The sequence below is a fragment of the Oliverpabstia sp. genome (assembly GCF_022785585.1).
GTDB lineage: Bacteria > Bacillota > Clostridia > Lachnospirales > Lachnospiraceae > Oliverpabstia > Oliverpabstia intestinalis.
On sequence record NZ_JALFPR010000021.1, the window covers coordinates 1 to 15,719 of the forward strand.

Annotated in this window: 14 protein-coding genes, 1 pseudogene and 1 riboswitch; of the genes and pseudogenes, 2 read left to right on the forward strand and 13 right to left on the reverse strand. The window is 44.1% G+C overall.

Annotated elements, in window-relative coordinates:
- On the reverse strand, positions 1-423 hold a 423-nt coding region (locus MSA64_RS00965; protein ID WP_287890168.1), incomplete at its 3' end, for a sugar phosphate isomerase/epimerase family protein.
- 81 nt (positions 424-504) lie between these two features.
- Positions 505-1,422, reverse strand: coding sequence for a Gfo/Idh/MocA family protein (locus MSA64_RS00970; RefSeq protein ID WP_287890177.1), 918 nt, complete (start codon positions 1,420-1,422; stop codon positions 505-507).
- 103 nt (positions 1,423-1,525) lie between these two features.
- Between MSA64_RS00970 and MSA64_RS00975 the strand changes: the two genes are divergently transcribed.
- The gene (locus tag MSA64_RS00975; protein WP_287890169.1) at positions 1,526-2,905 is read left to right on the forward strand and encodes an MATE family efflux transporter; all 1,380 of its coding nucleotides are present in this window, start codon (positions 1,526-1,528) and stop codon (positions 2,903-2,905) included.
- Positions 2,901-3,143: pseudogene (locus tag MSA64_RS00980) on the forward strand (DapH/DapD/GlmU-related protein); the annotation flags it as partial. The gene MSA64_RS00975 and the pseudogene MSA64_RS00980, both read left to right, overlap by 5 nt.
- Before the next feature lie 110 nt (positions 3,144-3,253).
- Here MSA64_RS00980 and MSA64_RS00985 read toward each other — a convergent pair.
- The 11 genes from MSA64_RS00985 to MSA64_RS01035 all read right to left on the reverse strand — a co-directional run.
- On the reverse strand, positions 3,254-3,478 hold the full coding sequence (locus MSA64_RS00985) for a DUF3791 domain-containing protein (protein ID WP_287890171.1): 225 nt from the start codon (positions 3,476-3,478) through the stop codon (positions 3,254-3,256).
- 186 nt (positions 3,479-3,664) lie between these two features.
- Entirely contained in the window at positions 3,665-4,879 is a 1,215-nt protein-coding gene (gene thiH, locus MSA64_RS00990; protein ID WP_277663819.1) for a 2-iminoacetate synthase ThiH, read from the reverse strand.
- Positions 4,880-4,882: 3 nt separating this feature from the next.
- Complete coding sequence (locus MSA64_RS00995; RefSeq protein ID WP_022172109.1) at positions 4,883-5,656, reverse strand: thiazole synthase; 774 nt, start codon at positions 5,654-5,656, stop codon at positions 4,883-4,885.
- 119 nt (positions 5,657-5,775) lie between these two features.
- On the reverse strand, positions 5,776-6,423 hold the full coding sequence (gene thiF / locus MSA64_RS01000) for a sulfur carrier protein ThiS adenylyltransferase ThiF (RefSeq protein ID WP_022172108.1): 648 nt from the start codon (positions 6,421-6,423) through the stop codon (positions 5,776-5,778).
- Positions 6,424-6,425: 2 nt separating this feature from the next.
- On the reverse strand, positions 6,426-6,629 hold the full coding sequence (gene thiS, locus MSA64_RS01005; protein ID WP_022172107.1) for a sulfur carrier protein ThiS: 204 nt from the start codon (positions 6,627-6,629) through the stop codon (positions 6,426-6,428).
- 173 nt (positions 6,630-6,802) lie between these two features.
- A riboswitch (TPP riboswitch) is annotated at positions 6,803-6,910 on the reverse strand.
- A gap of 83 nt (positions 6,911-6,993) precedes the next feature.
- The gene (locus tag MSA64_RS01010) at positions 6,994-7,986 is read right to left on the reverse strand and encodes a LacI family DNA-binding transcriptional regulator (protein ID WP_287890172.1); all 993 of its coding nucleotides are present in this window, start codon (positions 7,984-7,986) and stop codon (positions 6,994-6,996) included.
- Between the two features lie 160 nt (positions 7,987-8,146).
- Positions 8,147-9,007, reverse strand: a complete 861-nt coding sequence (locus MSA64_RS01015; RefSeq protein WP_154431136.1) for a DMT family transporter — start codon at positions 9,005-9,007, stop codon at positions 8,147-8,149.
- Positions 9,008-9,015: 8 nt separating this feature from the next.
- Complete coding sequence (locus MSA64_RS01020) at positions 9,016-10,056, reverse strand: M20/M25/M40 family metallo-hydrolase (protein ID WP_287890174.1); 1,041 nt, start codon at positions 10,054-10,056, stop codon at positions 9,016-9,018.
- Positions 10,057-10,082: 26 nt separating this feature from the next.
- Entirely contained in the window at positions 10,083-11,441 is a 1,359-nt protein-coding gene (locus tag MSA64_RS01025) for an MATE family efflux transporter (RefSeq protein WP_158617861.1), read from the reverse strand.
- 141 nt (positions 11,442-11,582) lie between these two features.
- The gene (locus MSA64_RS01030; RefSeq protein WP_287890175.1) at positions 11,583-14,708 is read right to left on the reverse strand and encodes a glycoside hydrolase family 2 TIM barrel-domain containing protein; all 3,126 of its coding nucleotides are present in this window, start codon (positions 14,706-14,708) and stop codon (positions 11,583-11,585) included.
- A 19-nt stretch (positions 14,709-14,727) separates the two neighbouring features.
- Positions 14,728-15,719, reverse strand: a 992-nt coding sequence (locus tag MSA64_RS01035) for a LacI family DNA-binding transcriptional regulator (RefSeq protein ID WP_287890176.1), incomplete at its 5' end; no start/stop codon positions are given.

Below are 15,719 nucleotides of genomic sequence, written 5' to 3' on the forward strand. Positions count from 1 at the left end.
TCCATCCATCAGGCAGTTTTCAATACCCAGTTTCACACCTTTTTCTTCTGCAAGGTCTGCCAGTTCACGGAACACTTTTCCGAACTCTTCGTATGCGGATTCTACCGGTTTTCCTTCCCAGGCTCCTGCAAAGGTGCTTACATGGGTAGCTCCGAATTTTTCAGCAGTGCAGATCACCTTTTCCAGTGTCTTTCTGTGCTCTGCGTACTGGATCGGGTTACAATAATATCCGAGTGTAGTGATCTTGGAATCTGTACCGGCAAGAATCTGTTCTGTGGTCAGTGCCAGTTTGTCAAGGTCTGTTCCTTCCAGTGACATATGGAAATTGATGGAAAATGTTTCGAAGCCTTTTCCCGCAAATCCCTTTAACCATTCTTCCGCCTTTGTTCCCGGCACGCAGGTTCCGATTTTAATCTGTTTCATACTTATTTCCTCCTGTTTTCTCCCATTTATTTTTAATTTTTATTTATGGTTTCTACTTATAATTGTTCACGTTCTTCCCTGTTACACCTGATCCTGAAATTTGATCACCTGGTTTGTCTCCGCTGACCGGAAGATTGCTTCCATCAGTTTCATGACACGCATCACCTGGAACAGTTTGATCTCAGGTTCTGCTCCGTCCCGGATCACTGCAACTACATTTCTGTGGAAGTCTGCAATATCTCCGGATATTTTTGGTAAGTCTTCTTTTACAATGGTATCTTCCCGTCTCGGTGCCATGGTCTTTGTCAGACCGGCTGCTGTCTTAACCGGTACTACCGTCTCTTCCGTCCTACCGGTCTTACGGATGATCTCACCGTTTAACTGCCAGTCCCGGATCACTGCGGTACCGTCTTCTCCCAGTACATACCATCTCGGCAGGGAAATATAATTGTTGGTACCGACTTCCACCAGGACTTCCGTTCCACCTTCAAATGTCAGGATAGCAGTGAAGCCATCGTCCACTTCCTGGTTGGTGACATTGGTAAGTGATGCGTATACGGTCTCGATCTTTCTGTCACCGTACATATATAAGATCTGATCCAGCAGATGTACGCCCCAGTCCAGGACCATTCCGCCACCATGGACCTTTTCTTTTCTCCAGTCGCCCGGGATACCTCTTGAACCATGGACACGGCTCTCGATCCGGAAGACATGTCCCAGTTTCTGCTCCTCTACCAGCTTTTTGATGATCAGGAAATCATCATCCCACCGTCTGTTCTGGTGTACAGTAAGTAATTTTCCTGTCTCTTTGGCTGCATTTTCCATTTCCAGCAGATCAGCAGAAGATAATGTCACCGGTTTTTCCGATATTACATTCTTCCCTGCATGCATGGCACGGATGGCGATAGGTTTGTGGCAGTCATTCGGAGTAGCGATCAGAACCACATCGATATCCGGATCTTTTTTGAACTCATTTGCAAAATCTACTGATTGACGAATCCTCTATTGACTTTATATAATAAATATATTAACGGCGCATCAGCCAATCAAAGGAGTAGTGTAACTGTTCTATACTTTTACAGTTTACAGATAAATCAACGACATGAAAAAAACATTTTTTACGAAAGATCCTTCTTTTTACCGTTCCTTTTTCAAATTAATGACAGTAATCGCGCTGCAAAACCTGGTGGCCTACAGCGTGAATATGCTGGACAATATCATGCTGGGAAGTTATAGCCAGAATGCACTTTCCGGCGCTGCGACGGTAAACCAGATTTATTTTATCGTAAATCAGATTGCACTGGCGATCGGCAATGCATTAATTGCAATCAGTTCCCAATACTGGGGAAGCCATCAGACAAAACCTATCCGGAAGGTAACAAAAGCCGCACTGTTATTCAGCCTGGCAATTGCTGCCGGAATTATCACTTTATGTATTCGTATTCCGAATACACTGATTGGTCTTTTTACGACCTCACCGGATATCATAAGAGAAGGTACTATTTACCTTCATATCATACAATGGACTTTTTTATTTTTCATGATCAGCAACCTTTTACTGGCCATGCTCCGCAGCGTGGAGACCGTAAAAATCGCATTCCTTATATCCGTCATATCCCTGTTGGTGAACGGCGGAATCAATTATATCCTGATTTTCGGAAGATTCGGTGCACCGGAAATGGGAATCCAAGGTGCTGCCATCGGAACTTTTGCAGCACGCATACTGGAACTGGGAATCGTTCTTTTCTATGTATGGAAAAAAGATACAAAAGTCAAATTGTTTGATGAAAAATTCCGGGATGGTATTATCGGAAAAGGCAGTGGTACTGTCTGGAAAACCTTTTTTAAAGTGTGTATTCCCATCCTGACTTCCGGTTTGTTGTGGGCAGTTTCCCTTCCTATGCAGACAGCGATATTGGGGCATCTTTCTGCGGATGCGATTGCAGCCAATTCCGTATCAAGCACCTTTTTTCAGTATCTGAAGGTAATCGTCATTGCGATAGCCGGTGCTTCTGCTGTCGTGATCGGAAAAGATATCGGAAGCAATGACGAAGAAAAAGTACGCTGCAACGGGCGTACCCTTTCCGTACTCTATCTGGCTATCGGGCTCTTGCTTGGAACTGTATTATTCTTACTTCGAAGTCCACTGTTATCCATGTACCGATTGACCCCTCAGGCTACTTTATATGCAGACCACTTCATGATTATTATGAGTGTGATCATGGTTGGAATGTCGTATCAGATGCCGGTCGGAGTCGGTATCATCCAGGGTGGCGGAGATACCAAATTTTCGATGTATCTGAACCTGATTTCCGTCTGGTGCATTGTAATGCCATTGTCCTTCCTGGCTGCATTCTACTGGAAGCTGCCGGTAGAACTTGTAGTGATCGCCGTGCAATCCGATCAGATCTTTAAATGTCTGCCTATATTCCTGCGCTTCAAAAGCTACAAATGGATCCATAAGCTGACGGCAATCGACTGATGCAATAACTCGTTTTGGTGAGCCAAAAGAAGATGGCTCATTCGAATTTTGTAAAACGCAAACAGCACCGGTTATCATTGGGAACAATGTATGGATTGGTGGCGGTGCTATTATTTTACCGGGCATTACGATCAGAGATAATGTTGTAATCGGATCCGGCAGTATTGTAACTAAAGATATTCCCGGCAATGTGATCGCAGCTGGTAATCCCTGTAGGGTAATTCGTGCGAATCGGTAAAATTTCCTGATGTAAAACAGGCCGCTATTACAAATTTATAATGATAAACCTGTATTATCCACAGCTTTTTTCGTGAATAATACAGGTTTATTTACACACATGCTATCATACTATCTGTCACTGCATCCTAATTCAGCATATTCCTGTTTTAATTCTTCCGCAAGATACGCATCGCTCATACAGTGCATATCTGAAACACCATCTCGAATCAGCTGATATACCTGGGAATGGTAAAAGAAATCCAATGCAGCGTCCAATGAAATTTCCTGCTGTCTGGCAAAACACTCTATGACACGACTATATTTTTTCCGAAGCAAAATCGGATTGGCTGTCATAACATTTCACTCCCTTCGAAATGTAACAGAGACAATGCTTTCTCTGTGCGGAAACACATCTGCATATTCGGCTTTTCATACCGCAGACGGTTAATAACTTCTGTTTTATCCATGAATTTATTATATACCAGGGCAACGCGGAAATGATTACTGTTCATTACCTTGTTACTGTTCCCTGATCATTCCCTACACATAAATATAATCACTCATCACCGGCTGCAAATTGTTAGAAAGCAGTGCATTATAGACTTCTTCTACATTTCTTCCATCTGAGATCTCGAACTGGTCGTCGCCCTTATCCTCGATGTCATCCACATGGCTTCCGATTCCGGTGCTGACTCCGGCGGAGATTTTGGTTGCCGCGATACCTACAAGGTTGTCACGTACCCGCGCGCACTCTCTCGTTGACACTGTGATACTTGCAAATGGCATGAATAACCGATATGCGCACACAACCTGCAAAAGCTGTTTCTCGTGAACATCCATAGGATTGATGCGATCGTTATTGATGATCGGGCGCAGACGCGGACAGGAAAATGCGATTTCTGCATGCGGATATTTTCTCTGCAGAAGATATGCATGGTATCCGGTCGCAAATGCATCCTTTCTGAAATCATCCAGACCCAGCAGTGCACCAAATCCTACTCCGCGCATTCCTCCTCTTATGGCACGCTCCTGGGCGTTGACACGATACGGATAGATACGTTTGTGGCCTGCCAGATGAAGTGTTTCATATTTATCGGAATTATAGGTCTCCTGGAAGACAGTTACATAATCAGCGCCACATGCATGCAGATACGCATACTCATCCGAGTTCACCGGATAGATTTCAAGTCCGATCACTTTGAAATATTTTCTTGCGATCTTGCAGGCATTTCCGATATATTCCACTGTGGATTTGTTTCTGCTTTCTCCGGTCAGGATCAGAATCTCCTGCAAGCCTGTCTCAGCGATCGCCTGCATTTCTTTTTCAATCTCGCTTTCATTTAACTGGGCACGTTTGATCTTATTATGACAGTTGAATCCACAGTAAATGCAATAATTTTCACAATAATTCGCAATATAGATCGGTGTGAACATATAGACGCTGTTTCCAAAATGTTTTCTTGTCTCAATCTGCGCTGCCTGGGCAATCTCTTCGATGAAAGGCAGTGCTGCCGGTGATAAAAGCGCCGCAAAATCTTCCGGTGTTCTGGAACTGTGTACGATGGCCTGTTTTACATCAGCCGCTGTGTATTTGTCATAATCATACGCATGCATGGCATCTACGACCTGATCCAGGATCTCAGACCCGATATCTTCCATACCCGGCATATATTTCATATGATCGATTCTGTTTTTCTTCTGATCTTCCAGAATCTCTTCGCTTAAGATACTTTCATTGATATGCTGATTTTCCATGGTCTAGTCCTCCAAAAATCCGGTCAGCGGTGATGATGCACTTGCTCCTCTTTCGATCTGTCTTCCCAGACCGGAAAGGTAGGCGCTTCGTCCTGCTTCGATTGCCTTTTTAAATGCCTCTGCCATAACCGGCACGTCTCCGGCTGTCGCGATTGCTGTATTTGCCATAACGGCAGCCGCTCCCATTTCCATAGCCTCACATGCCTGAGACGGGCGGCCGATTCCTGCGTCAACGATGATCGGCAGATCCATCTCATCGATTAGGATCTGGATAAACTCCTTTGTCGCCAGACCTTTGTTTGATCCGATGGGTGCTCCCAGTGGCATGATGCAGGCTGCTCCGGCATCTTTCAGAGCCCTTGCCGCATTCAGGTCCGGATACATATAAGGCATAACTACAAATCCTTCCTTTGCAAGGATTTCTGTTGCTTTGATCGTCTCATAGTTATCCGGTAATAAATATTTGGAATCGTGTACAACTTCGATCTTTACAAAATCCCCACATCCCACTTCTCTTGATAATCTGGCGATTCGCACTGCCTCCTGGGCATTTCTCGCTCCGGATGTATTCGGAAGCAGGGTTACATTCTCCGGAATGTAATCCAAAATATTGGCAAGCCCCCCTTCGTTTGCACGGCGAAGTGCCAGTGTGATGATCTGTGCGTCTGCTTTTTCAATGCAGGCTTTCACAAGATCCAAAGAAAATTTTCCTGATCCTAAGATAAATCTTGATGTGAATTCATGTCCTCCAAGGCTCCATGTATCTTTTGTACTCATAGGTTTATTTCTCCTTCTTCGTAACTGTTCATTGTCTACTTAATATCTGCTGAATAGTTACCTGTATTCTTTATACTTCGTAATGGTTCACTGTTTTCACAATGTCTGCTGAATAGCTGCTATATTTCTTCTTCTCCAAGCAGCAAACGGGTGATCATATTGGCTTCATGGGCTGCGCAGATCGCAACCCTCGGAGCCATCAATCCATGTCCATAAGTCGGTTCCGTAACCTGATCCCCGCAAAGATAGAAGTTTTTCATCAATCGCCGGGTACGAATTGTATTGCTGCTTCCATACCCGGCCATTCCGGATGCGGACACCAGTTTTTTCTCCGGAAAATGCTCCAAAATTCCATTTACAAGCATGGCTTTTGCCTCCGGATTGTCAAATGCTTCACATATAATTCCTGCATTCTCAAAAAGTGAAATCAGATTCTCTTCTGTCACTTTGATGCAATCCGTCTGAATATCGATATACGGATTAATCTTTTGAAGCAGAGACTTTAAAGCATCTGTTTTATACATACCGATATGTTCTGTAAAATACTGCTGCCGGTTCAGATTCGTAATATCCACCACGTCAAAATCAATAAGATGAAGATGACCCACGCCGATACGCGCAAGTGCATATGCCACGTTGGATCCCAGACCTCCGAGACCTGCGATCGTCACCCGGCCTTCGGACAGTTTCTTTTGCTTTTCCGGTGAATGACGTTCTTCAAGTGCAGCCTGTATTTCCTCTTTTGTCAAAACCTTCGTTGTCTCCATTTTCAGCCTCCTCCTACAAATGTCACCACCTCCATGCAGTCTCCGTCTTCTAACATCCTGTCCGCATACTCGTTTTTGGGAAGGATCTCGCCATTCAGTTCTACTGCAATCCGCTTCATCTGGTATCCTGCACTTTCAAGATACACTTCTACAGAAGTTGCCTTCTCCAGTTCGATTTCTTTTCCGTTTACTTTGATCACCTGCATCTCACCTCCTTGAAGCTAAAAAAGAGTCCACAAAGAAACGTACCCTCGGTGGTGCGCCCCTTCATGAACTCTCGCTCAATCTCATTCTTTTATACCCGGATTCGCGTAAAAAAGGAGATACCAAAGTATCTCCCGTTAAATCTGTCGTAATTTTTCTGTACCTTCACAGTTACAGACTCTCTTACATAACGTTCCTACGTTGGCATTATCCAAATCAGGTATACGGGTCGAAGTTTTCAACTTCCTCTCAGCCTATCACATAAGCTCCCCGGTTCTATTTATTTGACAACCCAAGTATAATTATTTTTTTCTGTTCTGTCAAATATATTTTTTGTCTTTTTTAATTAATACATCTCTTCGCTTTTTATTTTACCCTATCTGCGCTGCCACGTACAATAAGCTTCGCAGGTACGATCACTTTTAACCCTATCTCCCTGGAGGATGTGATGCGTTCACGAAGAAGGCGAACCGCCTCCTCACCCAATAATTCCATATGCAGGCGCACTGTAGTCAGCGGCGGAACCAGATAGTTTGCCACCGCTATATCATTATATCCCACAATACTCACATCCTCCGGAATCCGGAGTCCCTTTTCACTGACTGCCCGATAACAGCCCACTGCCAGAGAGTCGTTGTTTGCAAATATCGCTGTAGGTTTCTCCTTCCCTTCCAGGATTTCCCTGCACAGCACATAACCGTCCTCCGGCGTGAAGCTTCCCACCCGCACAAGTGCCGGAGAGAATTCACCGATTCGCTCCATATATTTTTTGTAAGTTACCATTCGTTCATCATGCACTTCCTCGCCATCCTTGTCGACTTCATAGCCGCCAATAAATGCTATCTTTTTATGTCCCAGTCCTGTCAGATAATCCATCACCGCTTCCACAGAACTGTCCAGATCGTTGACTACGCAATCAAACTGATCTCCTTTTGGCATAGCATCCAGAAATACTGTAGGCTTTTTGAAGGCTTCTATCTGCCTTACCATACTCTTGCTGAACGTTCCAAGGCACAAAAGGCCATCGAGTCCTCCAAGATTCTTCAGCTCCTCCAGATTCTGGATCTGACAGCGTTCCATATTCTCTGCCTCTAGTTTTTTTTCTACCGCCAGACGGACTGTCAGATAATAAGTATCTCTCAGCTCCTCCTCTCTGGAATAGGAATAATAAACCCCAACCATCAGGTGTCGCTTCCTGCTTTTTCTTTCCCTTGCCTGATACTGAAGTTCCCTGGCAGCATCAAATATTTTCATTCTGGTCTCATCCTGCACATTCAACGTCTCATCATGGTTCAAAACTCTGGAGACTGTCGCTGCGGAAAAACCGGTACGCTCTGCGATATCTTTTATTGTAGCCATCTTAAATCCCTCTCTGCATGATACTTTTCAATATTTTTCGAATCGCATCAGCTATGTCAGTGCATTTCATGGTTTATCTTACCATATTGCCCCCAACCACGCAACGAATTGTTACGACGCTGTAACTGTGAAGGTACTGAACAGTTACACGACGCTGCCCTTATGCCGTTGTCTCCTCCGTGGCTGAATTCGCCAGAATAACCGCCGCCAGAATAATGATACATCCCAATATCATGCGCAATGTGATACTTTCATGAAGAATCATGACCGAGAACAAGGTTCCGAAGACAGACTCCATAGACAGAATAATTGCCGCCTTTGTCTCATCCACATACTTCTGGCATGCTGTCTGAAGAAGATAGCAGACCGTTGTGCTGATAATGCCGAGATAGAGAACACTCCACCATCCTTTTGCAGTAACCTGAAAATACACCTGCCCGGAGGCAATCATGAATATCAATGATAAAATACCTGCCGTACACATCTGAATAAAGTTCAACACAGATGCCCTGTACTTCTTCACAAAGATGCTTGTCAGAAAAATCTGAAAAGCAAAGCCCACTGCACATATAAGTGTCAGTCCGTCACCCAGTCCCAGGGACAGATCTTTATCCAGGGACAGAAGCCCCACCCCTGCTATCGCCAGCACTGCTCCTATTATACCTCTGAATCCTACTTTTTTCCGGCAGATCAGAAAAGCAATAAAAGGAACAATCACCACATTTGTGGCTGTGAGGAACGCATTCTTTGACGGAGTCGTATATTGCAGTCCTATGATCTGAAGAGAAAACCCAATAAAAAGAGCTGCGCCCATAAAAACTCCTGCAGTTACTTCCTCTTTTTTTATTCCTTTAAGATTCCGGATACTTATCCCACCCATAAGCACGGAAGCCAACAGAAAACGAATGGTCATGATCTGAAAAGGCGACAGACTGTCAAGAGCCATGTCACTGGCCACAAATCCACCTCCCCAGATAACAGTAACTAATACCAATCCGGCAATCGCCATATATTTTTTCATAAATCACCTTATCCTTCCAGAGGTTTCAGACAAATATCAGACCCGATTCCACATAAAAATTCCGCAAGCACGTCAATACATCCCTGCACATCCTCCATACTGCACACTTCTGCCGGATTATGCATATAGCGAAGAGGTATGGACATAACTGTTGTAGGTATCCCCCTGCCTGCCATATGAATAGCATCTGCGTCCGTACAGGTTCTTCCACATCCGTTCTCCCACTGATATTTTATATGTACATTCCGGGCAGCTTTTTCGAGTCGCTCCACCACCATTTTATGACTGAAAGAATTATGGAGGAAAACAGGTCCGCCTCCCAGAAGGATTTCTCCGTTTTCGATGGTTCTTGTTCCCTCATAATCGCTGGTATATGTAACATCAAGCACAATAGCCAGAGTCGGAGCGATTCGGGATGCACACCAGGCAGCTCCGTGCTTTGTCAGTTCTTCCCCTACAGTAGTTGCCGCATAAATTCCACATGTGCACCCTCTTTCCTTGGCCTTTTTCGCAGCCTCCAGGATAATATATCCTCCCAGACGGTCATCAAGGCCTCTTGCACAAAGTCTGTCATTTAAAAGTTCTCTGTAATCCGTGTCAAAGCTCACCGGATCACCACAGGCCACATGAGCCATGGCATCTTCCCTTGAAACAGCACCGATATCGATGATGATATCTGTAATTTCCAACTCTTTCTTATTCAGAGAGCCATGGTTTCGGACTGCGCCGTAAACCACATTTCCCTCATGCATGATTCTGACTTTCTGTCCAAGATAAGTTCCCGGATAAATACTACCCGCCTTGGATACGTGGAGCATTCCTTTCTCCGTAATATGCGATACCATGAGACCAATCTCATCCATATGTGCCGACAGCATAACCTTGATCTCTGCATCCGGATTTACAATACTTACCACATCGGCAATTTCATCCGTGTAGATCTCATCCGCAAATCCTCTTGCATACTTTATAACTTTTCTCTGAATCTCTTCCTCAAAGCCGGAAACTGATGCTGTTTCCAGTAATTCATATAAAAATTCTCTGTTCATATGTATTCTTACTCCTTTTTTCCGTTCTATACCGCGTTCATCGTCTGCTCACGCTTTTTGTTGATCCGATAATACAATCCTACACTGAGCAGGAATCTGGACACCTGATCCATCGCAATAATAATCCAGATTATTGTCAAAGGCAGCCTTAACACATAAGCAGCCAGCATACACAGAGGAATCCTTACGATCCATATGCCAAATCCCGCCACCAGCATAGGAGCATTCTTATACCCCATAGCTCTGATGGTTCCATTGTAGATCCTGGACAAATTCTGAGGTATCTGAATAAATCCCATAACAAACACATATACAACACCTATGGCCTGTAATTCAGGTTTGTCCGTCATCAGAGTCATAAAGAACCGCGGAAGGAAAATCAGCAGCACCGAAGTTATCGAGCTGATAAATACTCCCACTTTCAGTTGTTCTTTAAAGTAAACTTTTCGCAGTTCCTCATCCTGCATACCAATTGCTCTGGCTGCCAGTGTAGTGGATGCCGTACTAAAACCAATGGCCGGCATCTCCGTAATTTCCTCTGCCTGTATACCCAGCTGATATGCGGCAAATGCCTGGTTTCCGTAAAATAGTATCACTTTACTCAAAATGATAGCAGAAACCTGCCAGAATACGGTTTCCAATGCTGCCGGAATTCCTGTAGTATAGATTTCGTAGATACATTTTTTATCAAAACTGAAAAATCTATGCTCAGATGGTACTTTTCGAAACAGTCCACCCTTCTTTTTATATAAAAGGTACAGTCCTGTACCTGCACCAACTGCCTGTGCCGTCAAAAGAGCGGTAGCCGCACCTTTTATTCCCATGCCCGGAATACCGAAGGCACCAAAGATAAAACAGTAACCACAGACAATATTGACCACATTCATAAGAACCGCAATATACATAGGAATCTTTGTATTGCCGTATCCCTGGAAAGAGGCTGTAACCACCGTCGTGATCACCACAAACGGGAATTCGAATATAATAGTCTTCATATACCCCTCTGCCAGAGAGAGGATCTGGGGATCCTTTGAAAAAAATCCAAGAAAAAGCGGTGCCTTAAAGTATAACACCACCTGAAAAATAAACACAATAATCATTTCCGTAAGAATGGTCTGCTCCGCAATCTTCCTGCAATCCTGATGTCTGCCCGCACCGTATGCCCGGGCGATCAAAACCGTAGCCCCAATTGCCACTCCCTTATAAAAACACCATAATGTATCCGTAATCCGAATACAGATCCCCTGTGCGGAAATGTCATTTGCAAGCAACCGTCCAACCATTGCCGTGATTACCAGGTTTGCCGAAATCTGAAGTATGTTTTCCAGTATCATCGGAATAATGATTTGATAAATATCTCGTTTTATAACTTTTTTTCCGTACACAGAAACCTCCATCCTTTTTAAAACGGGTGTTTGAATATACTTCAGACACCCGTTTTATTATGCTTTGTTTATAAATATGACTATGCTTCTATTTGCCGAATTTGGCTTTCATTTCCTCCTTCCATCTTTTCCCTTCCTTTCTTACTTTCTTCTGTATTGCTCGGCCCGCTCTGCCAGCGATTCCTTCCCGGTTCCGAAAATCTTCCAGGTAAATGTAAACGGTTCCGGATACAGTTTATCTTTTTCCAGACACTCGGCACCCCAGCTTGCACTTCCCAGACCATGCTGTGCATAATCAACAGATAATTGGATATTTTCCGTTCTGTGAAGTTCATTTGTATGTGTCGCCTGTGTCAGGTTTTCCTGTGTATAATGTAATGCTCCAAAAGAGAATTCTTTATCCGATGCGATACAGATTCCATTACCCGCCTCTGTCACAAACGCAGCCCAGCGAGTATCCTCATGATTACCTGTCTCCTGAGGCAGTACATAAGGGAAATAGAAATCTTCCACGTTCTTCTCCCAGCAGCCTATCGCGTTGCCTTCTTTACAGTCCGGATATGTTTCCAGAGGTCCTCTTCCGTACCAGACTGCCTGTTCACAGGCTTTATCCAGCACAAACCGCATACCGATCCGCGGAAAACTCTCCGGAAGCTGCACACCGGTTGGCACTCCGTGATAACTCATGGTTATAAGACCATCTGCCTGAATGTGATATTCAGCCTTCACAATGATTTTCCAGTCAACCGTTATCGGTGCATAGATCTGTGAAACGGAGATAACCACTTCCTGTTTCTTCTCCTCTACCGTCACCTTTTCAACAAGGTTTGTCATGGCTTTCAACATCGCTTTTTCCCAGATTTCAGCCACATTCTTGTCATTGTCAACAGGTGCTCTCCAGAAGTTCAGCCCCAGTCCTTTGCAGATTAACCGTTCGCCATTCAATGTATAACCACTTAAATATCCATGAACCCGGTCAAACTCGGCAGTAAAATTCTGGCCTTCCACATAAATAATTCCTGCTTTCTCCACCATATGCAGTTCTCCGGAGCTTCCGTTATCTGCCGGCTCTTTCACTGTCTTCCGAACTGCTTTATTGAGACATTCCTGATGGAACGCAACCTCATGATGAGCTTCCTCCGACCAGATCTGTTTTTCTTTGTAACATACTGTGATCGTCAGCCAGATATCCTGTTCATCGCACCATGCTCCTGACTCTGCAGAATCATATACCGTGATGCGTTTGCATCCATGTGGTGCTACCTCACTCAGATCCACCTTACCTTCCAGCAGAATTCCCTGCAGTGTATGAACCTTGAATGTACCTTCAAGATGAGACAGGTCAGTAAAATCATATTTATTACAAACTGTAATTTCACCTGTGGTTTTATCAAAATCGATAAATGTTACCGGCTCCATTACTTTTTTCACCTGTAAAATACCTGGCGTCGGTCTTCTGTCTGCCTGGATCAGTCCATCACAACAAAATGCCCCACTGTTTGGATAATCCCCGTAATCTCCGCCATATGTATAGTAAGCTTTGCCGTTGCTGTCATATTTTTTAATACCGTGATCAACCCACTCCCAGATAAAACCGCCCTGCAGCCTTGGATATCGTTCAAATATTTCCCAGTATTCTTTTAATCCTCCCGGGCCATTTCCCATTGCATGTGCGTACTCGCATACTACATGAGGTTTCTTCTTTGCAGTGTCTCTTCCCAGGATCTCCAATGCCTTATGTCTGGTATACATGGTACTGTACACATCAGCTATAGAAGCATCCCTGTCTTCCTCGTAATGAACCAGTCTGGTTGGATCATACTCTTTTATAAATCTTCCGCTGGCTACAAAGCTGCTTCCGAATCCTGATTCGTTTCCCAGTGACCAGAACAGAATACTTGGATGGTTCTTATCCCTTCTTACCATACGTTCCGCACGATCCACATAGCTTTTTTCCCAGATCGTATCATCACTGATCTTATTCATGTTTTTGGTATAAGCCATCTGGTTACACTCCAGATCAGCTTCCTCCATCACATAAAGTCCAAGACGGTCACACATATCCAGAAAATCAGGATGTGGCGGGTAATGCGAGGTTCGTACTGCATTGATATTGTTCTGTTTCATCAGATACAGATCAGCCAGCATATCCTCTTTTGTAATGCATCGTCCTGTATTTTCATTCCAGTCATGTCGGTTTACTCCTTTTAATTTGATAGCCTCTCCATTTACCAGGAATAATCCGTCTTTTACACAAATATTTCTGAATCCTGTCCACTCTCCATAGGATTCCAGAACTTCTCCCTGTTTCTTCAGGGTAAGGATCACCCGATATAACTCAGGGTGTTCTGCTGACCAGGGTTTTATATTCTCCAGAATTACCTCTGTCACATATTCTGTCTCGCCTTTTTTACCACTTATCTCGCGGCTCTCACTGAAGATGACCTGTTCGCCGTCCATTACTTCCATCTCAACAGTAAGCGCCGTCTCATCCTCCGTATGATTTTCAAACACTGCATCCAGGCAAATCTTTCCGGTTGTTTCCTTCTTTTGAAGGACACCCGGATCATTCTGTTCCATAACCAGATCAGATACGATCCGCCAGTCCAGCATATGATGTTTCGGTCTCCGGATCAGAGATACATCTCTGATAATTCCGGCAAACCACCACATATCCTGATTTTCCAGATAACTGCCATCACTGAATTTGTAGACAATCACCGCCAGCACGTTTTCCCCATCCTGTAATGCTTCTGTCACATCGAATTCAGCTGTGTTACGAGGCCCCTGGCTGTATCCTATGAATGTACCGTTGAGCCATACGTGATAAGCACTCTCAACTCCGTCAAACCTCAGGATATATTCCCTGTCTTTTTGTTTCTCCTCCTGAAAAGTGTACCGGTAAACACCCGTAGGATTGTCTGCCTGTATGCCCGGGTCGTCCAGAATCGGGAACAATGCTATCGCATCATTATAATGTGGATAATCATAACCATTCAGCTGCCAGTGTCCGGGAACCGGCATCATGCCAAACTCCCGATCGTCATATGCCTTCTCCATACATGTGTCAGGAACATAAAACGGTGACTCATAATAAGCAAATTTCCACTGTCCGTTCAACAGACGGTAATTGGAACATTCTTCTCTTCTTCCCTGTCTTGCCGATTCCTTATTCGGATAACCACAATAAAACGGTCTGACCGGAAGACGATTTCTTCCAAGGACTTCTACGTTACTCCAGTCCATGTGTTTGTATACGTATTCCATATCTTTCCCCTTTCTACTTTTATTCAGGGCAACTTTCCCTGAGAATCAACTGATTTGGTACAATGATTTTTAAACCTTGTTCTCTTTTCGTGTAAAGACATTCCATCAATGTCTTTGCTGCCATCATTCCGACCAGGTCATTATGTAACTTCACAGTGGAAAGCCCGGGAGTTACAAAGGATGCCACCTGATCATCGTTACACCCGACAATCGCCACATCACCCGGAACAGAAATTTTCTCTTCTTTCAAAGCTTTCAGAAAACCGATGGCCATGGTATCGTTTTCCACAAATACCGCTCGTGGAAGCCTTCCTTTTCGGATAATTTCTTTTCCCAGCTCATATCCAAGCTGTGTGTGATTGGATGGACACAGGTAGATATTTTTCTCATCATACTTTCCAAGACTTTTCATAATCTGCCGGAAATAAAGAAAACGTTCATCCCTGTGAATCTTGCCATTCGCTTCCAGCCCGTATGTCCCCATATATCCGATAGAATCAAATCCTTTTTTCAGGAAAATATTTATAACTTTCTTTACTGCCTGTTTGAAATCGTTTATCACGCAATCAGCTGTAAGCGATCCATCTTTCAGGTGAAAGTCCGCACATACCACCGGCAATCCGGAATCCAGAACAGCCTGTCTGAACACCTTCTTTTGATACCAGAGTGTGGAATATCCTACAAAGATCAAACCCTGATAATCGGATATCTTCGATGCATTGGTATCCAGCATAGATTCAAAGACCTCTTTTACTTTGAACCCGTTTTTTTCAAGTTCCATCTTTATATTCACGCGGATAATCTGATAAAATTTATCTTCCACTTCTTCTTCCTCGCCATACAAAAGCATAACTCCTATGGTTCCTCTTGCACCTTGAATGGCTGAGTATTCAAAACATTTGTTGTATCCCAGTTCGCCTGCCGCCTCCAGAATCCTTTCCCTTGTCTTCTGAGATACAGAAAAGGTAGTGTCATTTTTCAGAACTCTGGATACAGATGCTGCAGATACCC